22 protein-coding genes are annotated in these 25056 nt (G+C 68.4%); 13 read left to right on the top strand and 9 right to left on the bottom strand.

Going from position 1 to position 25056, the window contains the following annotated elements:
* Window positions 1–73: 73 nt before the first annotated feature.
* A complete protein-coding gene (locus tag IU459_RS18610) occupies window positions 74–1048 on the bottom strand; it encodes a GlxA family transcriptional regulator (protein ID WP_195130815.1) in 975 nt (324 codons plus the stop codon).
* Between the two features lie 149 nt (window positions 1049–1197).
* Between IU459_RS18610 and IU459_RS18615 the strand changes: the two genes are divergently transcribed.
* The 5 genes from IU459_RS18615 (at window position 1198) to IU459_RS18635 (ending at window position 5836) form a co-directional block, all read left to right on the top strand.
* On the top strand, window positions 1198–1623 hold the full coding sequence (locus tag IU459_RS18615; RefSeq protein ID WP_195130910.1) for a VOC family protein: 426 nt from the start codon (window positions 1198–1200) through the stop codon (window positions 1621–1623).
* 118 nt (window positions 1624–1741) lie between these two features.
* Window positions 1742–2218, top strand: coding sequence for a DUF4254 domain-containing protein (locus tag IU459_RS18620; protein WP_195130816.1), 477 nt, complete (start codon window positions 1742–1744; stop codon window positions 2216–2218).
* A gap of 121 nt (window positions 2219–2339) precedes the next feature.
* On the top strand, window positions 2340–2825 hold the full coding sequence (locus IU459_RS18625) for an ATP-binding protein (RefSeq protein ID WP_324198925.1): 486 nt from the start codon (window positions 2340–2342) through the stop codon (window positions 2823–2825).
* Window positions 2818–3627 carry an RNA polymerase sigma factor SigF gene (locus IU459_RS18630; protein WP_195130817.1) on the top strand — a complete coding sequence of 270 codons (810 nt, stop codon included), beginning with the start codon at window positions 2818–2820 and terminating at the stop codon, window positions 3625–3627. Before IU459_RS18625 ends, IU459_RS18630 begins: the two co-directional genes overlap by 8 nt.
* Before the next feature lie 70 nt (window positions 3628–3697).
* Window positions 3698–5836, top strand: a complete 2139-nt coding sequence (locus IU459_RS18635; RefSeq protein ID WP_195130818.1) for an MMPL family transporter — start codon at window positions 3698–3700, stop codon at window positions 5834–5836.
* Window positions 5837–5909: 73 nt separating this feature from the next.
* Here the strand turns inward: IU459_RS18635 and IU459_RS18640 are convergent, their stop codons facing one another.
* From IU459_RS18640 to IU459_RS18655, 4 genes are all read right to left on the bottom strand, one after another.
* Window positions 5910–6083: a CsbD family protein gene (locus IU459_RS18640; RefSeq protein WP_195130819.1), complete on the bottom strand. Its 174-nt coding sequence runs from the start codon at window positions 6081–6083 to the stop codon at window positions 5910–5912.
* A gap of 208 nt (window positions 6084–6291) precedes the next feature.
* Window positions 6292–7101, bottom strand: coding sequence for a hypothetical protein (locus IU459_RS18645; protein WP_195130820.1), 810 nt, complete (start codon window positions 7099–7101; stop codon window positions 6292–6294).
* Between the two features lie 309 nt (window positions 7102–7410).
* Window positions 7411–8709, bottom strand: coding sequence for a bifunctional o-acetylhomoserine/o-acetylserine sulfhydrylase (locus tag IU459_RS18650; protein ID WP_195130821.1), 1299 nt, complete (start codon window positions 8707–8709; stop codon window positions 7411–7413).
* 131 nt (window positions 8710–8840) lie between these two features.
* Window positions 8841–9971 (bottom strand): AI-2E family transporter, encoded by a 1131-nt coding sequence (locus IU459_RS18655; protein ID WP_195130912.1) that lies wholly within the window; start codon window positions 9969–9971, stop codon window positions 8841–8843.
* A 248-nt stretch (window positions 9972–10219) separates the two neighbouring features.
* On the opposite strand from IU459_RS18655, the gene IU459_RS18660 reads away from it, so the two are divergent.
* On the top strand, window positions 10220–11506 hold the full coding sequence (locus IU459_RS18660) for a vWA domain-containing protein (RefSeq protein WP_195130822.1): 1287 nt from the start codon (window positions 10220–10222) through the stop codon (window positions 11504–11506).
* A gap of 131 nt (window positions 11507–11637) precedes the next feature.
* On the opposite strand, the gene IU459_RS18665 is transcribed toward IU459_RS18660, so the two are convergent.
* Window positions 11638–11913, bottom strand: coding sequence for a hypothetical protein (locus IU459_RS18665; RefSeq protein WP_067480140.1), 276 nt, complete (start codon window positions 11911–11913; stop codon window positions 11638–11640).
* A 410-nt stretch (window positions 11914–12323) separates the two neighbouring features.
* Here IU459_RS18665 and IU459_RS18670 point away from each other — a divergent pair, with 410 nt between their 5' ends.
* From IU459_RS18670 to IU459_RS18680, 3 genes are all read left to right on the top strand, one after another.
* On the top strand, window positions 12324–12617 hold the full coding sequence (locus tag IU459_RS18670; protein ID WP_067480139.1) for a hypothetical protein: 294 nt from the start codon (window positions 12324–12326) through the stop codon (window positions 12615–12617).
* Window positions 12618–13021: 404 nt separating this feature from the next.
* Window positions 13022–14434 (top strand): DUF1254 domain-containing protein, encoded by a 1413-nt coding sequence (locus IU459_RS18675; RefSeq protein ID WP_195130823.1) that lies wholly within the window; start codon window positions 13022–13024, stop codon window positions 14432–14434.
* 269 nt (window positions 14435–14703) lie between these two features.
* The gene (locus tag IU459_RS18680) at window positions 14704–16122 is read left to right on the top strand and encodes a DUF1254 domain-containing protein (RefSeq protein ID WP_195130824.1); all 1419 of its coding nucleotides are present in this window, start codon (window positions 14704–14706) and stop codon (window positions 16120–16122) included.
* Here the strand turns inward: IU459_RS18680 and IU459_RS18685 are convergent.
* Complete coding sequence (locus tag IU459_RS18685) at window positions 16119–16562, bottom strand: globin domain-containing protein (RefSeq protein ID WP_195130825.1); 444 nt, start codon at window positions 16560–16562, stop codon at window positions 16119–16121. The two genes, IU459_RS18680 and IU459_RS18685, sit on opposite strands and share 4 nt — an antisense overlap.
* Before the next feature lie 258 nt (window positions 16563–16820).
* Here IU459_RS18685 and IU459_RS18690 point away from each other — a divergent pair, with 258 nt between their 5' ends.
* Together IU459_RS18690 and IU459_RS18695 are read left to right on the top strand one after the other, a co-directional pair.
* The gene (locus IU459_RS18690; RefSeq protein WP_195130913.1) at window positions 16821–18050 is read left to right on the top strand and encodes a cytochrome P450; all 1230 of its coding nucleotides are present in this window, start codon (window positions 16821–16823) and stop codon (window positions 18048–18050) included.
* Window positions 18051–18058: 8 nt separating this feature from the next.
* Window positions 18059–18775 (top strand): TetR/AcrR family transcriptional regulator, encoded by a 717-nt coding sequence (locus IU459_RS18695; RefSeq protein WP_324198934.1) that lies wholly within the window; start codon window positions 18059–18061, stop codon window positions 18773–18775.
* A gap of 17 nt (window positions 18776–18792) precedes the next feature.
* Here IU459_RS18695 and IU459_RS18700 read toward each other — a convergent pair whose 3' ends face one another.
* Window positions 18793–20826 carry a TerD family protein gene (locus IU459_RS18700; RefSeq protein WP_195130826.1) on the bottom strand — a complete coding sequence of 678 codons (2034 nt, stop codon included), beginning with the start codon at window positions 20824–20826 and terminating at the stop codon, window positions 18793–18795.
* Window positions 20827–21121: 295 nt separating this feature from the next.
* Here IU459_RS18700 and IU459_RS18705 point away from each other — a divergent pair, with 295 nt between their 5' ends.
* Complete coding sequence (locus IU459_RS18705; RefSeq protein WP_195130827.1) at window positions 21122–21619, top strand: hypothetical protein; 498 nt, start codon at window positions 21122–21124, stop codon at window positions 21617–21619.
* Window positions 21620–21624: 5 nt separating this feature from the next.
* Here IU459_RS18705 and pabB read toward each other — a convergent pair whose 3' ends face one another.
* Window positions 21625–23853: an aminodeoxychorismate synthase component I gene (pabB, locus tag IU459_RS18710; RefSeq protein ID WP_195130828.1), complete on the bottom strand. Its 2229-nt coding sequence runs from the start codon at window positions 23851–23853 to the stop codon at window positions 21625–21627.
* Window positions 23854–23933: 80 nt separating this feature from the next.
* Between pabB and IU459_RS18715 the strand changes: the two genes are divergently transcribed.
* Entirely contained in the window at window positions 23934–24998 is a 1065-nt protein-coding gene (locus IU459_RS18715) for a phosphotransferase family protein (RefSeq protein ID WP_195130829.1), read from the top strand.
* Window positions 24999–25056 lie beyond the last annotated feature (58 nt).

Below are 25056 nucleotides of genomic sequence, written 5' to 3' on the forward strand. Positions count from 1 at the left end.
GTTCGAACTCTTCCAGAGCTCTCGAAGAGATGTTAGCGCGTCGGCGCGCTATTCCACAGTGCTCGAGGAGAATTCAGTACGACACACGAGTCATGCGGATTTCGGAGATCGACATGCCCCGGCGACGGCGGAACAGCCCACGGAGGGTCCCCGCGTTGAGGTAGCCGACCTTGGCGGCGACCGCGTCCACGGTAAGGGGCGTGGTGCGCAACAGGTGCATGGCGCGTTCCAGGCGGATGTCGTGCACGAATTCGGTGGGCGACATACCCAGTTCGGCGTGGGTGGCGCGTTGCAGGCTGCGTTCGGTGACGCCGATGGCCTTGGCCGCCTGCGAGATTCGGAAGTTGTCGGTCAGGTGGTCGCGGACCCAGCGTTCGAACGCGGCGGTGACGGAATCACCCTTGGCGATGACCTCGGGAATGATGAACTCGCGCTGCGGTCTCCCTGCGCCGACCGCCAGATAACGCATGGCGCGCTCGGCCAGCGCGGGGCTCTTGGTGGCGATGAGCGACAGCGCGAGATCCATATGCGACAGCGCCGCCCCCGCGGTGGTGACGCCGTGGCCGCGGCACAGTGTGCGGCCTTCGTCCAGCTGAACGCGGGGGTAGCGATGCCGGAAACTCGGACCGAGCCACCAACTCGTGGTGGCGGGGGATCCGTCCAGCACACCGGCCTCGGCCAGGAAGAACGTTCCGGTGCACGCGCCGGCGAGATGCACGCCCCTTTCGCGCGCCGCGACCAGGCGGTCGAGCACGGGACGGCTGCCGGGGGAGGAGATGAGCTCGATCAGCGGCTCGGCGGCGAGCACGTTCACCGCGGGCACGATCATCAGCTCGAATTCGTCGCCGAGCTCGTCGAGCGGAACCGTCGGCACGGTGTTGCCGTTGCCCGAGCGGATGGTGGGGCCGAACGAGACGCTGCGGACCCGCCAGGGCTGCGGCGGGTCGGTGAGCTCGGTCCGCACCGAGTTCGCGGTGTTGAAGGTCTCCAGCAGAGCGGCGTATCCGAAATCGGCCACGCCGTCGACGATGAAGACAGCGACGTCCATGTCGGAAACAGTACCGAAGATGTCGTTCACGACACTCTGTTCCGCCGGAATTCTGTCTTACTGTCATCCCCGAGACGACTCGCCACTGGGGAGCAGCCACCCCGAGAGCCGGTCGACCCCCTACCTTCACCTGTGGAGTTCGCGTGACCATGATCAAAACGACCGGAACCCACCACATCCGGTTGACCGTGACCGACATCGCCCGATCCCGTGCCTTCTACCACGACGTTCTCGGCTTCCCGATCGCCGCTGAATCGCCGGGCAGCCCGGACGATCCAGCGGTGCGGACCGATCCGTTCCAGCTCTTCGGCGGAGTGGTGTTCCAGGCCAACGGAATGCTGCTCGGCCTGCGTCCGGTGGCGCCCGCGACGGACCGTTTCGACTCCGATCGGGTGGGCTTGGACCATCTCAGCTTCACCGTCCCGGCGCGGGACGATCTGGTCGCGGCCGCTGCCCGGCTGAGCGAAGCGGGCATCGAACACGGTGCGATCACCGAGATGGCCGACTTCGGCATCGCGATCCTGTCCTTCTCCGATCCGGATGGCATCCACCTCGAACTCACTGCGCCACTGTGACTTCGGCGCGTCATCGCGTGCCGGCACCGGCGTGACCGACCCGGAATGAACGTTGTCCTGATGAATGCTCTGACGACCGGCCGCGGAATCGGTGTGGTTGTGCCGAGGAGGTAGGCCGATGCTCGTCCAGCGTGCGCGACTGCGGAAAGTGGCCGAGAGCTCTGCATTGCCGAGCCCGAGCACGCTGCTGTGCGCGCTGGGCGGTCAGCATGCGCAGGGGCCGGTGAGCCGATGGGCGCGTGAGCTGGCCGAAATACATCGCCGCCGCCGCGAAGTTCCTGGGCGTCTGGTGGAGATCGATGGTCACCGTGCCGAACTGGTCGACCGGATCAACACGTGGGCGGCGGTGCATCTGCCGAGCGCGGCGCCCGGGGTTCGCCTGCACGAAGCAAGCCTGGGTGAAGTGATCGACCGGATGGCCGCTGTCGCGGAGCGGGCGTTCCATCTGTTGATGCACGACGATCCGGGCGGTGAACGCATGCACGCGGCATGGACTCGGCTGGCCGAATTGGAGATCGCCTACGCGGATCTGGTTCGCGAGGTCGGCGACGGCCGTCGGCGGCTCCCGCCGATGCGATCGGTCGCGGACGGCTGAGCGCTCGCCGCCCGCCCGGGCGAGCCGAATACGCGCACTCGCGCATGGCGCCTCGAAACGAGTGGACAACAGGGCGTAGGCTAGTCGCTCCTACGGACGGCGCGACTTCTGGGAGTGGGGCATGAGCAACGACGACAGTATCGCGCAGCGATTCGATGAGGGGCGGCGGCCGGAAGACGGGTGGGCGGGGACTCCTCCCACGACGACGCGGACCAGCACGATCAGCGTGCGGGTGCCCGCGGAGTCCGAGCAGCTGGCGATGCTGCGTGCCTTGGCCGAGACCGTCGTGCTCATGGCCGATTTCGGTATCGATGAGGTGACCGATATCCGGCTGGCTCTCGACGAGGTCGCCAGCGCGCTGGTGCTGGACGCGGTGCCAGGGACGGAGCTCGACTGTGCGTTCAGCTTCGACGGCGACGCCGTCGACGTGCGCGTCGACGCGCTCACGAGGTCGGAAACCACTCCGGATCAGTCCGGCTTCGGCTGGCACATCGTCGCGACGCTGACCGATTCGGTGTCCGCGTCCCAGGGCGCGCACGACGCCGCCGCGGGTGGCTACCCGACTACCGTCGACTTCCGGTGGGTGCGCGGCGGCACGGATGAGTAGCGAGTCGAATCGGATCACGCCCAAGCGCAAGTCCGGGGGAGACAGCTACGACAATATCGAGCCGCTGTTCGCCGAACTCGCCGCGCTGGCGACGGACGATCCGCGCCGCGAGGCCCTGCGCGCGGAGCTGATCGACCGCTGCCTTCCGCTCGCCGAACACATCGCGCGAAAGTTCAGCGGACGCGGCGAGAACTTCGAGGATCTGCTGCAGATCGCGCGGGTGGGAATGCTCGCCGCGGTCGATCGCTTCGATCCGGCGCACGGCGCGACCTTTCTGTCGTTCGCGGTGCCGACGATCATGGGCGAGGTGCGCAGGCATTTCCGCGACCACGCCTGGTCGGTGCGAGTGCCGCGGCGACTCAAGGAAATTCAGTCCACCATCGGCCCCGCGGTGGAGACCCTGTCGCAGCGGCTGGGCCGAATGCCGCGGGCACGGGAGATCGCCGAGGAACTGGGGGTCGACCTGAACGAGGTGACCCAGGCGCTCATCGCCCGCAACGCCTATCAGACCTCCTCGATCGACGCCGTCGCGGAGTCCGGCGACGCGGAGTCCGGCGGTCCATCGCTGCTGGATTCGCTGGGCGCCGAGGACCCCGATTTCGGCACCGTGGAGAACTATCTGGCGGTGAAACCGCTGCTGGCCGCGTTGCCGGAACGCGAGAAGCAGGTGCTCGTCATGCGCTTCTTCGATTCGCTGTCCCAAGAGCAGATCGCCCAGCGGATCGGCTGTTCCCAGATGCAGGTCTCCCGCATTCTGTCCAAGACCTTGAAATCATTGCGGGAGCAGGCTTTACGCGACTGACCGGGGTCGGCCGGAGCTGCGGGCGGGGTGTCTCGCCTGCTCGAGGGCGAAGATCTGAGAGAGTGGCCGGGTGAGCGCTTGGGATCGCTACGCGTCGCTGGTGACCGCCCGCGGATCGTGGGTGCTGCTGCTCGTGCTCGCCGCGGCCTCGCTGGGGCTGATCGCAGCCGTCGGGGAGAACGAGGCGGCCGGCCAGGCGCCGGACGCCCTGCCGCCCTCGGCGGAGTCGGCTCAGGTCGAACGGGCATTGGAGGAGTTCCCGGACGCGGGTTTGGCGGCCGCGATCATCGTGGTCACCCGACCCGACGGCGGCAATCTGACCGATGACGACCGCAACGCCACGGCTGCGGCGGTGACCCGGGCCGCTGGGCGGTCGCCCGGGCCCACCGACTTGATCATGTCGCCGGATCAGAAGGCGGCGATCGGACAGGTTCCGCTGCAGGCCGACCTGAGCGGGTTCGCACTGACCGACCGCATCCGCGACATTCGTTCCGCCGCGCGCGACGGGCTGCCCGACGGGTTGATCCTGCAGGTGACCGGCGGTCCGGCGTTCGGCGCCGATATCGCCGATTCGTTCTCCGGCGCCAACGTCACCCTGCTCGCGGTGACCGCCACTGTGGTCGCGGTGCTGCTGATCGCGACGTATCGCTCCCCGGTCCTGTGGCTGGTGCCGCTGGCCGTGGTCGGCGCGGCCGACCGAGTCGCCACCAGCGCCGGAACCGCCCTGGCGCGCGTGACCCCGCTGGCCTTCGACGGCTCGACGTCCGGCGTCACCAGCGTGCTGGTGTTCGGCGCGGGCACCAACTACGCGCTGCTGCTGGTGTCGCGCTACCGCGACGAGCTGCACCATGCATCGGATCACCGTGCCGCGTTGCGGCAGGCGGTGCGGCGGGCGGGGCCGGCGATCCTGGCCAGCAACGCGACGGTGGTCGCCGCGCTGCTGGTGCTGCTGCTGGCTTCGGTGCCGAGCACCCGCAGTCTCGGCGTGATGGCCGCGCTCGGGTTGCTGGTCGCGGTGGCGTTCGTTCTGATCGCGCTACCCGCCGCCCTCGCCCTGTGTGGGCGCAACGTGTTCTGGCCGTTCGTGCCTAGCGCGGACGGCCGCGACACCGCCGGTCAAGGAGTCTGGCACGATATCGCCGCCCGCGTGGTGCGCAGGCCCGCGCTGGTCGCCGGTTGCGCGATCGCGGTGCTCGCGGTCTGCGCGACCGGTTTGCTCACGGTGCGGGTCGGGCTCTCGCAGACCGAGCAGTTCCGGGTTCGCGCCGAATCGGTGGAGGGGTTCGACACACTGGCGCAGCATTTCCCGTCCGGTGCGTCCGACCCGGCGATCGTGCTCGCTCACAGCGGCGCGGTCTCGGGCGTCGATGCTGCGTTCCGTCACACCGAGGGAGTTGTGCTGACCTGGCAGACGGGAACCTCGCCGACCGGGCTCACTCGATGGTCGGTGGTGATCGACGCGCCGCCGGCTTCGGCGCGGGCTTTCGACACGATCGAGGCACTACGCACCTCGCTCGCTCAGGTTGCCGGGGCGGACGCGCTGGTCGGCGGCACCGACGCCCAAGTGCTGGACATCCAGACCGCCGCGGCCGAGGACCGCGAGGTGATCATTCCGCTGATCCTGGTCGTCGTGCTAGCGGTGCTGCTCGTGCTGCTGCGCGCGATACCCGCCGCGCTCATTCTGGTCGCGGTCACCGTGCTCAGCGCGCTGGCCGCGCTCGGGCTGGGCAGCTGGATGAGTGAGCAGGTGTTCGGATTTCCCGCGCTGGACATCAGCGTTCCGTTGTTCGCGTTCCTGTTCCTGGTCGCGCTCGGTGTCGACTACACGATCTTCCTCGTGACCAGGGCGCGCGAGGAAACCCCAGGCCACGGCACCACACAGGGCATGGTGCGGGCGGTCTCGGTGACCGGCGCGGTGATCACCAGCGCCGGAATCGTGCTCGCCGCGGTGTTCTGTGTGCTCGGCGTGCTTCCGCTGATCACGCTCACCCAGGTCGGCATCGTGGTCGGCCTCGGCATCCTGCTCGACACATTCGTCGTGCGGACCGTCGTCATCCCGGCCTTGTTCAGCCTGATCGGCCGCAAGATCTGGTGGCCGAGCGAGCTGCGCCTCGTGGCGGATGAAGGTCAGCCGAGGGGCGAGAACACCGTCGCCGATCCTACGAGCGCAGATCAGTCGCGCGACGAACTAGGGCCGCGGAAGGAATAGCCGCCGCGGGACCGTGCCGAGCGGACGACCGCGCCGCGGCCATCCGCTCCTGGAGTCTTTCGCGCGTGCGGGGTCAGTGCCGGAAGGCGTCCTTGACCTTCTCGCCCGCGTCTTTCAGGTCGGACTTGACCTGATCGGTACGGCCTTCGTCCCTCTTCTGCCGGTCGTCCGCGGCCTTGCCGAACTTTTCCTTGGCCTGACCGGCGACTTTCTCGGCCTTGTTCTTGGCCTTGTCTGTGGTGCTCATGTCATAACCTCCTTGCGGCGACCGGCCTGGTGTATCGGCCGGTCCTCATCGCGATAACCGGTCACGGCGAAGCGAAACGTGCGGCGTTCCCACACGAAGAAGACCCGGCCGAAACCGGGTCTTACTCGTGAATCGTGCGCGCAGGAAATAGGTCGGACGACTCCGCGAGAGGCGATGCTGCCCCGCCGAGTACTGCCGGAAAGGTGGCTCAGGAGGCGGGAACCGTGGGCGGGGTGAGAAGGCCCTGCGCAACACCCACCCCGGCGCCGATGGCCGCACCGAGAGCGATGGCCGGTGACGCGACGAACCCGTAGCCGACGGCGGCGCCGAAGCCCATGACCGCTACGGTCCCGGTGGGAAACATCGGAATGCCGGCGATGGCTCCGCAGATCGCGCCGATGACCGCCCCGATCGAGGCCACGGGGGCGGCCACCATGCTGCCTGCCGACGCGCCGATCGCGGTGGAGCCGATGATGTCCGCGGCCATGCGGTCGGAGCGCGACGGCTCGAAGCCCGCCGAATCGAAAGTCTGTGCCAGGCCCGCCTCCGGGCCCGCGATCGCGTCGTTGATCATCTTGCCCTGTTCGGGAGTCAGGAAATCGGGCCGGCCGATCACGACGGAACCGACGCGCAGCGTTCCGGGCGGCGCCTCGATCGGCGCGACCCTGGGGGCCGGAGCGCCGGGGAAGTGCAGGCGCTGCGGAATGATGGGTGCGAGCACGTTCGGGTCCGGCATCGGCCGGTTGGTGCTCAAGTCGTTGCGTCCGGTGGAAAACGGCGGCGCCGGAGCGGCAGGAGCGGCGTCGGGCGGAATGGCGCCGGGATCGGCAGGATCGGCGACCGGGGCTATGGCGGGTACCGGTGCGAACGGAAGCTGGATGGAAATTTCGGGCACCAACGGGTTCGCGGAGGCTGTCGCGGCGCCGACTACGGACAGCGGGATCGCACCAGCCACGACCAGGGTGGCGGCACGGCGTAAGAAGGGGCGTGCTGGAGTTTCCGGTGTTTCTATGCCCATGAACTTACCCACCTCATTCTGAAGAGGACATATACGTACCTTTCTAGTTCGGTCCGGTAACCCTTTCGGATGCGTGCAAGTCGTATTTCACCCGCTCACTCGCTCGCGGAGGTGGTGGCGGACCGAATCTCAAGGGCGCCACGAATATCGGTAACGGCGCAGGATAAACGATGGTGAATGTTTCCGTGCTTGTTCATCGACCGCGATGATGAAATCAAGCGAGAAACGGGTTTTCGCCCCGCTGTCGGCGAAATCCCCTGATATGGAAATGGCGATTGCCCCGGATCACGGGACCCGGGGCAATACGCGTCAGGAACCTGCCGCGGCGAAACCGGCGCGCAGATCGGCGAGGATGTCGTCGATGCCCTCGATGCCGACGGCGAGCCGGACCAGGCCCGGCGTGACGCCCGCGGCCAGCTGTTCCTCCGGCGTCAGCTGGGAGTGGGTGGTCGAGGCCGGGTGGATCACCAGCGAGCGCACGTCACCGATATTGGCGACGTGGCTGTGCAGCCGCAGGGCCTCGACGAATCGCTTGCCCGCGTCCACGCCGCCGGTCAACTCGAAGCCGATCACCGCGCCGGTGCCCTTCGGCGCGAGGGTGCGGCCACGCTCATACCACGGTGACGACGGCAGGCCCGCGTAGGACACCGAGGTCACCTCCGAGCGCGTCGTCAGGAACTCCGCCACCGCCTGCGCGTTCTGTACGTGTCGCTCGATCCGCAGGCTGAGCGTCTCCAGACCCTGGCTGATCAGGAAGGCGTTGAACGGCGAGATCGCCGCGCCGAGGTCGCGCAACAGCTGCACGCGCGCTTTGAGCGCGTAGGCCGGTGCGCCGAGATCGGCGTACACGACGCCGTGGTAGCTCGGGTCGGGCTCGGTGAAGCCGGGGAACCGGCCGCCGGTCCAGTCGAATCGGCCGCCGTCGACGATCACGCCCGCGATGGCCGCGCCGTGCCCGCCGAGGTACTTGGTGGCCGAGTGCACGACGATGTCCGCGCCGTGCGCGAGCGGCTGGATCAGGTACGGGGTGGCGACGGTGTTGTCCACGATCAGCGGAACGCCGTTGTCGTGAGCGACATTCGCGATGCCAGGGATGTCCAGGATGTGGTTCTGCGGGTTGGACACCGTCTCGCCGTAGAGCGCCTTGGTGTTCGGGCGAATCGCGGCCTTCCACTGCTCCAAGTCGTCCGGGTCGTCGACGAACGAGACCTCGATGCCCAGCTTGGGCAGCGAGTAGTGGAAGAGGTTGTAGGTGCCGCCGTAGAGGCGCGGGCTGGAGACGATGTGGTCGCCCGCACCGGCGATGTTGAGGATCGCGAAAGTCTCCGCGGCTTGCCCTGAGGCCAGCAGCAGAGCGGCTACACCGCCTTCCAGGGCGGCGATGCGCTGCTCCACGGCGTCCTGGGTCGGGTTCATGATCCGGGTGTAGATGTTGCCCGGCTCGGCCAGACCGAACAGCGCCGCCGCGTGCGCGGTGTCGCGGAAGGTGTAGGAGGTGGTCTGGTAGATCGGCAGGGCGCGGGCGTTCGTCGCGCCGTCCGGAATCTGTCCGACGTGGATCTGCTTCGTCTCGAAGCTCCAGTCCTCGGACAGGTCGGGCTCGGTCATCGGGAAGGTCCTCCTTCGCGTGGACGATCGATGGTGTTGGAACAGCGGCTGATCCACGCTAGGCACGACGTCTGGCGACGGCCATAGTTACATTCGGACCGATTCGAATACGTGACGATCACCGACCGCGGCTATTCGGTGGATTCGGGTTCGCTGTCCGGGTCCGGCAGCGCGACCGTGGCGGCGTCGATCTGCTCGCCGACGTAGCGCAGCACGACCGCGGCCATCGCGACGACCGGGACCGCGAGGAACGCGCCGACGATCCCGTACAGCGAGCCGCCCGCGGTGATGGCCAGTAGCACGACGACCGCGTGCAACTGCATCGTGCGGCTCTGCAAAACCGGTTGCAGCACATTCCCTTCCAGTTGCTGCACGGCGATGACGATGCCGAGCACGATCAGCGCCGTGACGAAGCCGTTGCCGACCAGCGCGACCAGCACCGCGAGCGCGCCCGCGACGAACGCGCCCACCATCGGAACGAACCCGCCGAGGAAGGTGATCACCGCGAGCACCAGCGCAAGCGGCACCCCGAGGATCACCAGGCCCGCACCGATGAAGACGGCGTCGATCAGGCTGACCAGCGCCTGGGTGCGGATGAATCCACCGAGCACCACCCAGATCCGGCCCAGCACCTCCTCCAAGTGCCTGCCGCTGCGACTGCCGGACACACTGTGCAGCCAGGGCAGGAAACGCGGCCCGTCCTTGACGAAGAAGAACGTGAGCACCAGCACCAGGAACAGGGTCACCAGCACCGACGTCGCGGTGCTCACGCCGCTGAACACGCCGGTGGCGATCTGCTCGGAACTCGACTGCAGCCGGGACACGATCGCATCGACCGCCGAATCCAGTTCCTCGTCACGCAGTCTCAGCGGTGGACCCTGCAGCCACTCCCGGACCTGGTTGACGCCCTCGCTCGCCTTGTCCGCGAGTTCCGGGGCCTGATTCACCACCGAGGGCACGATAAGCGCGACGACACCGGCCAGCAGACCGATAAAGCCGAGTATCCCGATCGTTGCCGCGAATGCGGGCCGCAGGCCGTGCGCGGTGAGCCAGCGCACCGGCGGCCACAGCACCGTCGCGACGACCACCGCCAGCGCTACCGGCAGGATCACCACCCACAGCCGGGCGATCAGGAATCCGAGCACCCACGCGCCCGCCGCGATCGCGACGATGCACACCGCCCACTTGGCCAGCCACAGAATGCCCGCGCCGATGACGTCACCACGATCCCGCGTCGTGTCCGGGCGGTCGTCCTTGCTCACTTCGCTCTGTTCCCGGTTCACTCGCTGACGCTCGCTCACGACTGCGCCTCGCTGACGCTCGGCTCCGTCGTGCGCGAGAGCGCACTGTGTCCTCGGTTCACTCGCTGACGCTCGCTCACAGGCCCAGTCTGGCACGAAGACGCGGCACCGAGGAGGGCCCGTTGTGCCCGGGTAAAGGTCCGCATACTTCCCGCGGTGGACCTACGCTGATCGCGGTAGCGATTTCGGCGCAATGGCTGGGAGTTTCGATGGGTGCCGCGTTGGTCAAGGGGCAGAACGGGGCACTGGACGCTGCGCGGCTGCTGGTGTCGGTGCGGACCGAGGCGGCGGTCGACGTGTCGGCGCTGCTGGTGACCGAAGTGGGCCGGGTGCGCTCGGACGCGGACTTCGTGTTCTTCAACCAGCCGAGTGGCCCCGGAGTGTCGCTTCGGCCGGGAACCCCGGCCGCGCTGTCGGTTTCGCTCGCCGAGCTGCCCGAGGACATCGCGCAGCTGCGCGCGGTGCTCACGCTCGACGATCCCGGGGCGACCTTCGGCGGGTTCCCGCCGCCCGTCGCCACAGTCGCGGACGAGGCGGGCAACGTGTTGTACGAATACCGCATCGAGGGGCTGGCCAGCGAATCCGTGGTGATCGCGCTGGAGCTGTATCGGCGGGACGCGGCGTGGAAGGTGCGGGCCGTCGGGCAGGGCTACGCGGGCGGGTTCGCCGCGCTCGTCACCGATCATGGCGTGAGCGTGGACGACGAGGCCGCCGCGGCGCAGGACCCGATCGCCGCGGCTTCGCCCGCTTCCGGCGCCGCGGCGATGGACGTCTTCACCGTGCCCGGTGAGGCCGGGCTGTCGTTCGAGAAACGCGCCAGACTGGACCTGCGCAAGCGCGCGGTCGCGAAAGTCCTGGTCGATGGGGATGTCTTCGGGATTCGCGCTCGCGTCGTGCTCGTCATCGACAAGACCGGCAGCATGAACCGGCAGTATCGCGACCAGGTGGTCCATCGCGTCGTGCAGCGGATGGTTCCGGTGGCCACGCAGCTCGACGACGACGGCACCCTGGAGGCCTACCTCTACGCCCTCTCCTTCGCCAAGCTGCCCGACATCACCGTCGAGCACGGCGAGGCGTGGGCCCAGACCTACCTGCACCTCGGCGGCACCCACGGGGGCATCGACTACGACCGGCTCGGCGGCCGCAACGACGAACTGCCGATCATGCGCGACATCATCGACTCGCTGCGTCCTGGCGGCCGCCCGACGCTTGTGTTGTTCTTCACCGACGGCGGCTTCGCCAAGAAACGCGAGATCGCGGCCCTCATGCGGGAAGCCTCGCTGCTCCCGGCCTTCTGGCAGTTCGTCGGCCTCGGCCGGGCCAACTACGGCGTGCTGCGGACCTTGGACGAGTTGTCCGAGCGGGCGGTGGACAATGCGGGCTTCTTCGCCCTCGACGACATCGATCAGGTCGACGACGCCCAGCTCTACACGCGCCTGCTCGGCGAGTTCCCGGACTGGCTGCGCGCCGCGCGCGCCGCGGGCATCCTGAGCTGACCGGCCGACGCGAACCCGGACCGCGCGACGGCAGGGCCTACGGCGAACTGCGCGAAGCCCGCCTGAACGGCCGCGCCCAGTGTTATAGCGAGATGCTATGGCGAGCTGTGATTTTCGGGCGGGCTCCGCGGTCAGCCGATGACGGCGTTCATGATGGTGCCCGCGCTGGTGGCGATCACGCCGCCGATCATGGCTCCCGCCACCATCTTCGGCGACTCGAGTCCGCCGCCGGTCCACTTCTCCCAGGCGAAGCGGCCACCGGCGTAGATGATGCCGCAGATGCCCGACAGGAGCACGAACCACGTCAGGTAGCGGACCAGTTGGAGGAACTTGTCGGAGATCGGCGGTGCTTCTGGGGTCGGATTGCCGATCTGCGCCAGGGTGTCAAAAGCGGCGGCCAGGATCATCGTCGTTCGCTCATTCTGGATTCGGGACAGGGGCAGTATTCGGGACAGGGGCAGTGATTCGCTGTGAAGATCGTATCCGTTCGCTCGCCGTGATGCAGTCAGGTCGGTGCAGCACAGGGAAGTTCGCGTCTTCCCTCCTTGCCGGATGGGCAATTGCTCTGGATGATGGGGTGAGTGCGCAGGGCTGGCCGTCGCGCGGCGCCGGATTCGTCGGCGGGTTCGCTACGACCACGAGGGGGGCGATCGGGTTCTGATCCCGCTGCCAGGTCCGCGGCGTTCCGCACAGTGCGCACACCAAGTGCCGCCCCAGGGTCGTATCCTCAGTCGTAACCGAATTGATCGGTGGCCGAACAGCTTTCGTGTAGCGACTCGGCGGCGGCGGGATTGTAATCGAGCATAGGGAGTAGACGGTGAGCATCATTCTGGCGTCGGTCGGCGACTCGTTCACGACATTGGCGCAGATCGGCGACCCGACCCCGGAGGCGCCGCCCTTGGCGGACAAGATCTTACGATTCGTCCGCTACTTCACGTGGTTCGCGCTGCTGTCCGGCATCGTCAGCATCATTTACGCGGGTGGTCGCTTCGCCTGGGAGAAATGGAGTGGCAGCGGGTTGCAGTCGCCGAAGATGATCGCGGGGGCGATGCTCGGTGGCGTGGTCGCCACCAGCGCGGGCACCATCATGAACACCATCCTGGAGATCTGATCGCATGGCCGTGGAGCGTCCGCCGGTGGGCGCGTCCCGCACGAGCGGATCGTCTGCGGCCCGTCGGTCATGACGGCCGAGGGGGAGCGCGGTGGAATCGCCGGTGCGTTTTCGAACGTCGCCCGCCACCTGCACGGCGTTCCGGCAACCGGCTGGGCGCACGACGCGCATTCGATCGTGCGGTCGAACCATCGGTCGGGTCCTTCGGCGCTGGGCCGCGCTCCCATCGCCCGGCCGAGCGCGCGTCGCCGCCGGCGCAGGCTACGCGGCCGACGCGCCGATCGTTCCGCCGTCCGCGCCTGTTCCCTCATCCAGGCCCTGACCTGCGATTTTCGCCGCTGATGGCCGCTATACTCCGGTGCGGATCTCGCGGTGCCCGATAGGATCGGAGGCGGAGCAGGATCATGGACCACAGGACCGACGGCAAAGTCATGCTGTCGCGGCGCTCGGCGTTCGGCCTTGCGGCGACATCGGTGGCCGCGCTCGGACTAGCGGCGTGCGGCGGATCCGAGGACGAGGACTCCGCCGTTCCCGGCGACGCCGTCGCGATCGCCAGGGACGCTTATATTTTCGGCTTCCCGCTGGTGCTGATGGACCTGACGCGCGCAACGGCCGAGGAGACTGTCCCCGTCAACCGGTTCCGCCACACCAACTCGTTCGACGCCCAGGAGCAGCGCGAGGTGGTGCGACCGGATCTGGACACGATGGACTCGTTCGCCTGGCTCGATCTGACCCGCGAGCCGATGGTGCTGCAGGTCCCCGCCATGGATCAGCCGCGCTACTGGCTGGCGCAACTGCTGGACGCCTGGTCCAATACTGGGCACAACCCCAGCAACATGCGCCCGCAGGCGAAGTCGGCGGGCCCGCCGTACACCTACGTGGTGACCGGTCCCGGCTGGTCCGGGTCGCTGCCGGAGGATCTCACCCCGCTGCCGATGCCGACGCCGACGGTGTGGTTGATCAACCGGATTCAGGTCGACGGTCCCCGCGACCTGCCCAGGGTCCGCGCCATCCAGCAGCAGTTGAAGCTGGCTCCGCTGAGTGCGTGGACCGCCGGCGTGGACGTGCCCGCGCCTGCGGTGCCGCCGCCCCGGCCGACGGTTCCCCCGGCCGCGCAACTCGCGGATATGGCCCCCCGTGCCTTCTTCGACCGAATGTGCGCCCTGATGAAAGTCAATTCGCCCGCACCCGAGGACGCACCCGCGATGCGGCGCTTCGCGAGCATCGGCATCGAGCCGGGCGGCGCGGTCAAAGGCATTCCCGACGCCGAGCTCGCTACGGCGGTCGCCACCGCACGGCAGCAGATCCCGGTATATGTGGGAGAGACCACGATCGTCGAGAACGGCTGGATCTACGACCCGGGCACCGGCCGATACGGTACCGACTACCTGGTGCGCGCCGCGATCGCCTGGAACGGTCTCGGTGCCGCCCTGCCGGAGGACGCGATCTACCCGACCGTCTACGGCACAGCGTATGCCGGTGGTGGCCCGTCGCGTTTCCGGCTGCACTTCGCGCCTGGCCAGTTGCCCCCGGTGGATGCCTTCTGGTCGCTGACCGCCTACACCGCCGACCTGTACCTGGTGCCCACCCCGGCCGAGATCTACGCAGTGGGCCACCATGTCCCGGTGGTGCTCAATCCCGATGGCTCCCTGGATCTCACCCTCCAGTGGGCCGATCCGGGCGCGAGCGTTCCAACGGGAAACTGGCTGCCTATTCCCGAATCGGGCCAATTCTCGATGACGTTGCGTCTGTTCGCGCCGAAAATCGAGGCGATAAAGGGGATTTGGCGTCCGCCGCCGCTCACGCCGCTACGGTGAGCTGGTCGTCGCGCCCCCAGGTCCAGCGCAGCACCTCGCGGATGCAGATCCGCGTCGCCGGACGCGTGCGAGTTCTGCTGGGCCGTGGCCGGCGCGGTGGACACAGCCGCGGCGCGGATCAATCGCTGGCATCCAGCCGCCGCGCCGATCGCCCCGCAGTCGGACCTGTTCCGTCATCAGGGCTCTGACCTGCGGTTTTCGCCGTCCTAGGCGGCGATACTCCGGTGCGGATCCCGCGAGCCCGATAGGATCGGAGGCGGAGCAGGATCATGGACCACACGACCGACGGCAAGGTCACGGTGTCGCGGCGCACGGCGCTCGGTATGGCGGCGACATCGGTGGCCGCGTTCGGATTGGCGGCCTGCGGCGGATCCGGCGACGAGAACCCCGCTGTGCCGGACGACGCCGTCACGATCGCGAGGGACGCCTACATATTCGGCTACCCGTTGGTCTTGATGGATCTCACCCGCGTGGCTGCGGAGGCGGCCACACCCGCCAACCGGTTCCAGCACGCCGTCGCGTTGCCCACCCCGGCCCAGCGCGACGTTGCGCGGCTGGACCGGGACACTTTGCGTTCGACCGCCTGGCTCGATCTGCGGGCCGAGCCGATGGTGCTGCAAGTTCCCGCGATGGATGATCGGCGGTTCTGGTTGGTGCAACTGCTCGACGCCTGGACGAACAATGCGCACAACCCGAGTAGCGACCGGCCGCAGGCGAACTCGGCGGCGCCGCCGTACACCTACGTGGTTACCGGCCCGGGGTGGTCGGGCGTGTTGCCCGGCGGCCTCACCCAGCTGCCCATGCCGACACCGACGGTATGGCTGATCGCCCGAATCCAGCTCGACGGAGACGACGACCTGCCGGTCGTTCGCGCGCTGCAGCAGGAGCTGAAACTGGTTCCGCTGAGCGTGTGGACGAATGCGCGGGAGCCGCGCGCCGCGCCGCCTGGCGGGCTCTCGGCGGCGCAGCCGCCCTCCGAGCAGATGGCGGAGATGGACGCACGGGCCTTCTTCGACCGGATGTGCGCGGTGATGTCGACAAATCCGCCCGCGCCGGAGGATGCGCCCGCCATGCGACACTTCGCGACCATCGGGATTCGGCCGGGCGGAAAGGTCCACGGACTCTCCGATACCGAACTCACCGCCGCGGTGGAGACCGCCCAGCAGCAGATCCCGGTGTATATCGGCGCACGAATGGTCAACGAGGACGGCTGGCTCATCGACCCCGAGGTCGGCAGGTATGGCACCGACTACCTGCTGCGCGCCATCATCGCCCGGATAGGCGTCGGCGCCGGCCCGCGCGAGAACATCTTCAATCCGACGCTGTTCGCGTCGGCCGACGCCCGCGGCAGCATGGGTCGTTTCCGGCTGCATTTCGCACCCGGCCGGCTACCACCGGCCGATGCGTTCTGGTCGCTGACCGCCTACGACGCCGACAGCCGGCTGGTGCCCAACCCGGCGGGGATCTACTCGGTGGGCTACCAGGTTCCGGTGGTGCTCAATCCCGATGGCTCCCTGGATATCGCGGTTCAGTACGGAGACCCTGGACCGGGCGTTCCCGCCGGAAACTGGCTGCCCATTCCGGATTCCGGCCAATTCTCGCTGACATTGCGCCTGTTCTCGCCGAACGTCGAGGCATTGCAAGGGCATTGGCAACCGCCGCCGCTCACGCCGCTGCGGTCGAGCTAGGCGTCGCGCGCCCAGGTCCAGCGCGGGACCGCACGGATCGGGTGCAGTTCCGCATCGCTGGCCGCGTGCGAGTTCTGCTGGGCCACCTGCGATCCGAAGGCCGCATGCTCGTAGACGGCTTTGCGGAACTCCTCGTCGTCCAGCAGTCCGGCTTCCTCGAACGTCTGCATGTAGACCTCGACGAAGCGCTCCCGCTGCTCGTCGGTGATCTTCAGGTTCCGGTGCACCGCGATGATGTGGTCGAAACCCAGCTCGCGGGTGAAACGCTCGGGGCCGCCGAAGGATTCGGCGGTGAACCAGGTGAGATGGTCGACGTGGTGCGGCAGGCGTTCGGTGAACAGCGTCTTCAGCACCGGGTCGGCCAGCGCCTTGTCGTAGAACGCCGCTTCCACGCGGTGTAGCACCTCGTCGCCGCCGACGTGCTCGTAGAGACTGGGCATGGGACCTCCGGCAGGGAGAGCGGGCTGACGCTCCCATTACAGGCAGACCGGTCACCGGGTGTCCAGGCGAGTGGGTAGCTTGTCCGATATCGGCCAGCGGGCGGACCGACCGGTCGCGCCGATGGGCGTCGAGAAAAAGTGAACATGTTTTACTAAACACTGTTCACGAGCGTCTGTTCTGTGGTTGCATCTCCTTGGACCGTGTTCCCCACAACGTCGTGCGGTCCGCGCCCAGACCGGTAGGAGTTAGCCGTGCACGTGACCACGCCCTCGATCCCCGCGGGATTCGACTTCACCGACCCCGACCTGCTCGCCACTCGCCTGCCCATCGAGGAGTTCGCCGAGCTGCGCCGCACCGCCCCGGTGTGGTGGTGCGCCCAGCCCGACCGCGCCAGCGGCTTCGACGACGGCGGCTACTGGGTCGTCTCCAAGCTCGAGCACATCAAGGAGATCTCCAAGCGCCCGGAGGTGTTCTCCTCCCAGCAGAACACCGCGATCATCCGGTTCAACGAGGAGACCACCCGCGAGCAGATCGACATGCTCGGCGACATGCTGCTGCTGAACCTCGATCCGCCCAAGCACACCAAGACCCGCCGCATCATCTCCAAGGGCTTCACCCCGCGCGCGGTGGAGAGCCTGCGCGCCGCGCTCACCGAACGCGCCGCCAGGATCGTGCACGAGGCGAAGCAGGCCGGCGGCGGCGACTTCGTCGAGCAGGTGGCCTGTGAGCTGCCGCTGCAGGCGATCGCCGAGCTGATCGGCATCCCGCAGGAGGACCGGAAGAAGATCTTCGACTGGTCCAACCAGATGATCTCCTACGACGACCCGGAGTTCGAGGGCGACCACCACGCCGCGACCGCCGAGGTGATGGGCTACGCCTGGAACATGGCCGAGCAGCGGCGCGCCTGCCCGGCCGAGGACATCGTCACCCAGCTGGTCAACGCCGACATCGATGGCGAGCACCTCGGCTCGGACGAGTTCGCGTTCTTCGTCATCCTGCTGTCGGTGGCGGGCAACGAGACCACCCGGAACTCGATCACCCACGGCATGAAGGCGTTCGTGGACCATCCCGAGCAGTGGGAGATCTACAAGCGGCAGCGTCCGCGCACCGCGCCCGACGAGATCGTCCGGTGGGCCACTCCCGTCACGGCGTTCCAGCGCACCGCGACCCAGGACACCGTGCTCGGCGGCCAGGAGATCAAGAAGGGCCAGCGGGTCGGATTGTTCTACAGCTCGGCCAATTTCGACGAGGAAGCGTTCGCCGACCCGTTCACCTTCGACGTGCTGCGCAATCCGAACCCGCACGTCGGCTTCGGCGGCACCGGCACGCACTACTGCGTCGGCGCGAATCTGGCCCGGCTGCAGATCGATCTGATGTTCAACGCCATCGCCGACGTGATGCCGAACCTGCGGCAGGTCTCCGAGCCGGTGCGCCTGCGCTCGGGCTGGCTGAACGGGATCAAGCGCTGGGAAGTCGAATACGCTTGAATCGAGTGGTGCAACAGTCCAAACCACGGGGCCGTGCGCCGGTGGTGACCGACGGTGAGATCCGGAGGGTCGCCGGCGCGCTGCTGGTCGAGCGCGGGCCGGACGCGGTCACCCTGCGCGCCATCGCGCGCGAACTCGGTGTCACCGCTCCCGCGCTGTACCGGTACTACAAGTCGCTGGATGACCTGCTGGAGCGACTGCGGCTGGACTTCTGCGCCGACTTGGCCGAGGAGCTGTCCGCCGAGATCGCCACGCTGCCCGATGACGGCGCGGTGCAGTTCTTCGCCATCTGCCGTGGCTTCCGGCGCTGGGCGCTGGCGCACACCAGGGAGTTCACCCTGGTGTTCGCCTCGCCCGGCGCCGGGCAGGCGCGCCGATTCGACGAGCCGTTCGGCCGGATCTTCCTCGCCGCGACGGGCCGGCTGCTGGCGACCTACGACATCGTCACACCGCCCACCGACGTCATCCCGCCGGAGCTGCGCGAGGATCTGGTGCACTTCCAGACCGAACTGCTGGCGGCGCTGTCGGAATCCGGTCAGAAGTTCCCCGCCGAGAAACTGGATCTCGGGGTGACGTACCTGATGATCCAGATCTGGGCGCGGCTCTACGGGCATGTCACGCTCGAGGTGTTCGGGAACTACCCGATCCCGCTGGACAATCCGGAAATCCTGTTCGACGCCATGCTCGCCGATCTCGGACGGACGGCGGGCCTGCTCGCCGACTGAGCCGGTGCGGCGCTGCGCTATATGCGTGCGCCTTTGGCGCGGTTGCACGAGCGGCACAGGATCTGGAGGTTGGCGGCGCTGGTCGCGCCGCCGCGGCTGAGCGGGATGATGTGATCGAACTCCAGGTAGTGCCCGTCGCCGCATTCCACGCATTTGCCGCCGTCGCGCTGCCACACCTGCGCTTTCACCTCCTGCGGGATGCTGCGGGTGTCGCGCTGGCCCGGGGTGAGCACCAGTCGCTTGGCGACGCGCAGCGCGCCTTCCAGCGCGGCCGCGACGTAGTCCGGATCGGTGACGGCGAACGTCGCGCCACCGCGTGCGGAGGTGGCGGAGATCACCACGCAGCCTTGTTCGGCGTGCACGGAAACCACTCGGGACCAGGGCATTTCGGTGCCCGCGCCGGTGCCGACGAAGCGCAGCTTCTTGTTGCTGCTGATCAACCTGCCGTCGGTGAGCTTCGGACCGCGGGCCAGCTGACGCACGTGCGTCGCGGGCAGGTCCAGATGCACCGCCTCCTCGGGGTCCAGGTGCAGGCCCGGCGTGCGAACCACTGGCAGGTCGCCCGAGCGCAGCCGGTACAGCGTGTTGCCGCGGTGCATGCGCCGGCGCAGGTCCTCGATCAGCGGGCCGCCGAGCCCGAGTTCGGTCACCGCCTGCTCGAACAGTTCCAGTTCCGCCTCCCTGACCTCGCCATCGGCGAAGGCGAAGGTGACCAGGCGCTCCACATAACTTTGCGCCAGATCGCGCAGCGCGGCGCGACCCGCGTCGGCATCGATGCGCTGGTAACGCAACGAGGCCCAGAGCGCCGCCCATTCCGGGCCGCGCGGGCCGTGGGTGGTGAGCACCCGCCAGGCCCGAGCATGCCAGTGGGTGAGGTACTCCTCGATCTCCGGCTCGCACCGCCCGCACGGCGCGAGGCCGCCGAACAGCTTGCGGCGCAGGGTAGCTCCGCAGCGTACGCAGTGCCGACCGCCGGACGGGGGACGCAGGTAGGCGTCGGGGGTCCACTCCGTACCGTCCCACCAGCGCATGCGCTGCGGATTGTCCGGATCCGGATGCCAGTCGGCGCGTTCAGGGTTCGGTGGAGCGACCGGTGCGGCTTCCGTGGTGTGCCGGGTCAGATCGACCGGCCGATGGGTGGGCGTCCGGGGCATGACCGAAGGTCCCACACGGTCGAGCACCTCGGTGCGAGGCCAGACGGATTCGCCGTGGCCAGGCTGTGCCGACCGCCCGTGTTCGCCCTGTCCCGGGATGACATCGGCGGGGCTGTGGTCCTCGGTCAGCCGTAGCACCGGAGCGTCTTCCGGGACGCCGCTCGAGCCAACTGGACGCTCGAGCGGCCCCGTGGCCGACTCCTCGTTCCGGCGCGCCGGGCCGGAGGGGTGCCCGTGCGTACGATGCCGGGCCGGAGCAACTCCTGGCAGTCCGGCGGGCGGTGGCGTCCCGGGTATGCGCCGCGTCGAAAGCCGTTCCTGCGCAGGGGAAGTTCCGGTGGGATGGTGCACCCGGAACGGGTTGGCCGGGTGCGTGGTGCGGGCGTGCTCGGAGGGATCGTTGACCTGCACGCCGAACTCGGTGACCAACCCCGCCAGTCCGCTGGACCAGCCCTGCCCGATGGCACGGAATCGCCACTGCGCGTCGCGGCGGTAGAACTCGCCGAACATCAGGGCGGGCACCGCGTCGATGTCGTCGATGTCGAAGGTCACGACGGCGCCGTCGACGGCGTGCACGGCGACGGTCAACCCGTGGATGTCGCCGAAAGTCCCCTCGTCCACCGAGCCGGCGACAACGATGCGATCGACGTCGGCTTCGGTGCGCGGCAGCGAGACGCTCAGCCGCGCGGTCCGCGCAGCGGGTTCCTGATCCAGCGTGACCGCCTGGGAGATGTGCCGGGGTGCGTTGTAGAACACCAGGTCGCGGTCCGAGCGAACCGCGCCGGAGGCGTCCAGCAGCAAGGCGTGCGCGTCCACCGCGTGCTCCGATCGCCATGAAACAACCACGGCTAGAAGGGATGTCGGTACCGCTGCGTTCGCGCCCTTGCTGAGTTTCATGGTGCTCGAACTATGCCACGACCCTCCGACACGCCGAACGCGCGAGGGGACCTCGCTCGGCGGGGCGAGATCGCGGGTGCTCCACAGCCGCCTGCCCGAGTTGGTGCGATCTGTCGGCGTCGATCCGCGCGCACCTGCAGGGCCTAGTTTAGGAAATCGGGGCGGATTCGACTGCCCCGAGGTCCAGTCGTGATCGCTCGCCCGCGGTGCGGGGGGCATCGAACCTGGATCTGACACAAATCGGCTGGTCGGGGCAATCCCGCACACGCCCCGTCTGGTACGGCACAGTGTTCTCATGACGAACCCGAAACCTCCGGGTCGTAGGCCGTCGACCCCGAAGTTGCCAGGCGGGCGCGTGCCCGGCCCCGCCGACGTCCTGAACGCCGCGCAGGCCGCGGTGGAAGCGGCCCAGGCGGCGGCGGGGCAGGCGCTGGAAGCCGCCCAGATGACCGCGTCATCGGCGTTCGACGCGGCGGTGCGGCTGCCGCCCGCCTCGGCCCAGCTGGCCGGGCAGCTGGCCGACCTGATCGAAAGCCTCTCGGTCGCGGTCGAGCGGCTGAATTCCACGATCGATCGTCTCGACCGCACCCTGGCGCTGGCCGACCCGGCCTTCGCCGCCTACGACCGGCTGCTGCCCAGGCTGGAGGCGATGATCTCGCTCGGCGAGGACGTGCTCGGGAAGCTGGCCAAGTTGCCGGGCATCGCGCTGCTCGGCAAGCTGACCGGCCTGAGCGCGCCGGAGCGGCAGGAGCCGGAGCCGCCGCCGCGAAAGCCCGGCAAGCGGCGCAGATAGCGAGATCAGCGGTGTGCGTGATCGGCGGCGGCACGCAACGTGGCCGCCGCCTTGAGCAGCACTTCGCGGTACTCGTCTTCCGGGTCCGAGTCGAGCACGATCGCGCCGCCCGCCCCGATCCGCCAGCGGCCGTCGTAGCGCACGGCGGTGCGGATCACGATGTTGAGGTCCGCGGTGCCGCCGAGCCCGAGGAAGCCGATGGTGCCCGAATAGACTCCGCGCGCTTCGGTTTCCAGCTCGTCGATGATCTCGCAGGTGCGCAGCTTCGGCGCGCCGGTCATCGAGCCGCCGGGAAAACACGCACGCAGGCAGTCGACCACGCCGACCTCCGGCCGCAGCCTGCCGCGCACGGTCGACACCAGCTGATGGACCGTCGCGTACTGCTCGGTGGCCATCAGCTTCGGCACATACACGCTCCCGATCTCGCAGACCCGGCCCAGATCGTTGCGCAGCAGGTCGACGATCATCAGGTTCTCCGCCCTGGTCTTCGGGCTGTCGGCCAGCTCGCGGCGCAGGCGCTCGTCCTGTTCGGGCGTGGCGCCGCGCGGCGCGGTGCCTTTGATCGGCTTGCTCTCCACGACGCGGTGACGATTGATCTTCAGGAACCGCTCCGGTGACGAGCAGGCGATGTCGAGGTCGTCGAAGCGCAGGTAGGCGGCATATGGCGCCGGATTGCAGCGGCGCAGCGTGCGATAGAAATCGAGCCCGTCGGCCGCGGCGGCGGGGATCGCCGCATTGTCGGTGAGGCAGATCTCGTAGGACTCGCCCGCGTGCAGGCGCTCCTGGCAGACCGCGATGTCGGCGAGATAGCGCTCCCGGCCGCGGGTGAGCAGCGGTGCGGCCGCGTCGCCGTCCGGCGGCAGCTCGAGCACCGGCGGATTCGACCAGGTCGGAAGGGTTTCCAAGGTCTCGCGAGTGTCGCGCAGCCAGTCCGCGCCGGATCGGGCCGTTTCCGGTGTGTCGCTCAGGGCGAGCAGATGCGTCCGCCCGCCCACGTGGTCGACCACCACCAGCCGGTCGGCGAAGATCCACTGCGCGTCCGGAGTCGGCGCGCGATGGACCGCGGTACCACCGCAGTCGGCTTTGACCTCGTAGCCGAGGTAGCCGACATATCCACCGGCGAAATCGAACGGCAGATCGGGCAGTTCGAGCCGGCGGGTCCGCAACTCGGCGGCGAGGAAGTCGAGGATGCCGCCGCGGGCGGTGCGCCGATGCCCGTCGGAGGATTCCACGGTCACCTCGCCGTCGCCGACGCGGTAGCGCAGCACTTCCGCCAGCGGGCCGCTCGCGTCGCCTAGGAAGGAGAACCGATCCACTCCGGGCTCCACGTGCTCGCTGTCCAGCCAGAACGCCGTGGGGGAGTTGCCGTACAACCGCACGAAAGCGCTCTCGGTGTCGATGGCCCGCTCGATCACGTCCTGTTGCAGCCGGAAGGTCCGCCGCGGTGCAGGATCGGTGAGAGTTCGTGCGGATTCGGTTTCGCGCAAGCGCTCGAATCCAGCCGCGGCGGCAGGGAACTGCGCGGGCGCGAGCGGAACACGCGTCGCGGCGTAGGTCTGTGGCGCAGGCGGCGGGGAGCCAACCGCCTCCGGCGCGACTTCGCGCTCCACCTCGACCGGTATCCGCGAATCCGGGAAGCTCGGCGGAACACGATGCGCCGCAGTGAGTTTTGCGAAGTTGCGCAGCAGCGCCGCGCCGAACTCGCTGGCGATCGATTCCGGATGGAACTGCACCCCCCACTGCGGGCGCGTGCGGTGCCGCACGCTCATGACGACGCCGTCGGCGGCCACCGCGGTGACCTCCAGATCGTCCGGCAGCCGCCGCAGCGCGCACAGCGAGTGATAGCGCACGGCGGTGAAGCCCTGCGGGATCCCCTCGAACAGACCCCGGCCGTCGTGTTCGATCCGATCGAGATAGCCATGTCTGGCGGCGGGCGCCTCGGCGACCACACCGCCCGCCGCTACCACGATGCCCTGATGGCCGAGACACACTCCGAGCAGGGGAAGGTCGGTCTCCTCGATCACCGCCGCGGAGATTCCCACGTCGCGTGGCACGTCCGGCCGTCCCGGTCCCGGTGAGACGACCACGTTGTCGAAGCGAGCCAGACCGAGTTCGGCGACCGTGCGCGCCTCGTCGTTGCGCACGACTGTCGGCTCGACGCCGTTCACCTCGCTGATCAGCTGATACAGGTTGTAGGTGAAGGAGTCGTAATTGTCGATCAACAGCGTGTGCATGGTGCTCGAAACCCTACGCCGCGCCGGTCGCAGCTAACTGTTGTCGTCTGCCTTCAGTTCGTCTGGTCCGGTGGTGCACAATGTTGGGCATGTCTGTTGCGCAACCGGCTGACGTGGACCCCGCGGTCGTCGACTTCGCCGTGGTCGGCAAGTGGATGGATGAGCAGGGTCTGCCCGCGGGCGAGGTCGAGGACGTGACCGCGCTGGGCGGCGGCACGCAGAACATCATGCTCCGCTTCACCCGCGGCGGCCGGACGTACGTGTTGCGCCGTGGGCCGAAGCACCTGCGGGCCAAGAGCAACGACGTGATCCGGCGGGAGGCTCGTCTGCTCGGCGCGCTGGGCGGCACCGAGGTGCGCGCACCACGGGTGATCGCGGCCTGCCCCGACGAATCGGTGCTGGGCGCGGTCTTCTATCTGATGGAGCCGATCACCGGTTTCAACCCGCAGAACGAACTGCCCGAGCCGCACGCGAGCGATCCGGAGATGCGCAGGCAGATGGGCCTGTCCGCGGTCGAGGCGATCGCGCGGCTCGGCGCGCTGGACTACCAGGCGCTCGGCTTGACCGATTACGGCAAGCCGGAGGGCTTCCTGGAACGTCAGGTGCCGCGCTGGCTCGGTGAATTGGAGTCGTACTCGGCCAACGAGGGCTACCCCGGCCCGGAGATTCCCGGCGTGGAGTCGGTGGGCGAGTGGCTGGACCGCAACCGTCCGGCCGAGTGGACGCCCGGCATCCTGCACGGCGACTGTCATCTGGCGAATATGGTGTTCTCTTACGACGGTCCGCAGGTGGCGGCAATGGTGGACTGGGAGATGTCCACCATCGGCGACCCGCTGCTGGACCTCGGCTGGCAGATCGCCACCCGGCCGGAGCCGGGTACCACCGGCGCGGCGCTGGTCGGCAAGCTCGGCGCGGTCGGCGGGCTGCCGACCGCGGAGGAGATGATCGCGCACTACGGGCGGTTCTCCGATCGCGATCTGAGCGCCATGTCGTGGTACACGGTGCTGGCCTGCTTCAAGCTCGGCATCGTTCTGGAGGGCACGCACGCCCGCGCGTTCGCGGGCAAGGCGCCCACGCAGGTCGGCGAGTTCCTGCACGCGATCACGCTGGAGTTGTTCGAGCGGGCGCACCAGCTCATGGAGTGATTGTCGGGATGTTGCCGATAGTTGACCGAAAATCGGTAGCAGGTGCGACTCGGCCACC

It is taken from the genome of Nocardia amamiensis (genome assembly GCF_015477605.1).
GTDB classification, from domain to species: domain Bacteria; phylum Actinomycetota; class Actinomycetes; order Mycobacteriales; family Mycobacteriaceae; genus Nocardia; species Nocardia amamiensis_A.

Excerpts from the sequence above, each read along its gene's own strand:
- IU459_RS18715 (WP_195130829.1), top strand. The coding sequence starts at position 23,934 with ATGTTGGGCATGTCTGTTGCGCAACCGGCTGACGTGGACCCCGCGGTC.
- IU459_RS18660 (WP_195130822.1), top strand. The coding sequence starts at position 10,220 with ATGGGTGCCGCGTTGGTCAAGGGGCAGAACGGGGCACTGGACGCTGCG.
- IU459_RS18610 (WP_195130815.1), bottom strand. The coding sequence starts at position 1,048 with ATGGACGTCGCTGTCTTCATCGTCGACGGCGTGGCCGATTTCGGATAC.
- IU459_RS18685 (WP_195130825.1), bottom strand. The coding sequence starts at position 16,562 with ATGCCCAGTCTCTACGAGCACGTCGGCGGCGACGAGGTGCTACACCGC.
- IU459_RS18630 (WP_195130817.1), top strand. The coding sequence starts at position 2,818 with ATGAGTAGCGAGTCGAATCGGATCACGCCCAAGCGCAAGTCCGGGGGA.
- IU459_RS18700 (WP_195130826.1), bottom strand. The coding sequence starts at position 20,826 with ATGAAACTCAGCAAGGGCGCGAACGCAGCGGTACCGACATCCCTTCTA.
- IU459_RS18620 (WP_195130816.1), top strand. The coding sequence starts at position 1,742 with ATGCTCGTCCAGCGTGCGCGACTGCGGAAAGTGGCCGAGAGCTCTGCA.
- IU459_RS18675 (WP_195130823.1), top strand. The coding sequence starts at position 13,022 with ATGGACCACAGGACCGACGGCAAAGTCATGCTGTCGCGGCGCTCGGCG.
- IU459_RS18665 (WP_067480140.1), bottom strand. The coding sequence starts at position 11,913 with ATGATCCTGGCCGCCGCTTTTGACACCCTGGCGCAGATCGGCAATCCG.
- IU459_RS18705 (WP_195130827.1), top strand. The coding sequence starts at position 21,122 with ATGACGAACCCGAAACCTCCGGGTCGTAGGCCGTCGACCCCGAAGTTG.
- IU459_RS18645 (WP_195130820.1), bottom strand. The coding sequence starts at position 7,101 with ATGGGCATAGAAACACCGGAAACTCCAGCACGCCCCTTCTTACGCCGT.
- IU459_RS18625 (WP_324198925.1), top strand. The coding sequence starts at position 2,340 with ATGAGCAACGACGACAGTATCGCGCAGCGATTCGATGAGGGGCGGCGG.
- IU459_RS18650 (WP_195130821.1), bottom strand. The coding sequence starts at position 8,709 with ATGACCGAGCCCGACCTGTCCGAGGACTGGAGCTTCGAGACGAAGCAG.
- IU459_RS18680 (WP_195130824.1), top strand. The coding sequence starts at position 14,704 with ATGGACCACACGACCGACGGCAAGGTCACGGTGTCGCGGCGCACGGCG.
- IU459_RS18615 (WP_195130910.1), top strand. The coding sequence starts at position 1,198 with ATGATCAAAACGACCGGAACCCACCACATCCGGTTGACCGTGACCGAC.
- IU459_RS18640 (WP_195130819.1), bottom strand. The coding sequence starts at position 6,083 with ATGAGCACCACAGACAAGGCCAAGAACAAGGCCGAGAAAGTCGCCGGT.
- pabB (WP_195130828.1), bottom strand. The coding sequence starts at position 23,853 with ATGCACACGCTGTTGATCGACAATTACGACTCCTTCACCTACAACCTG.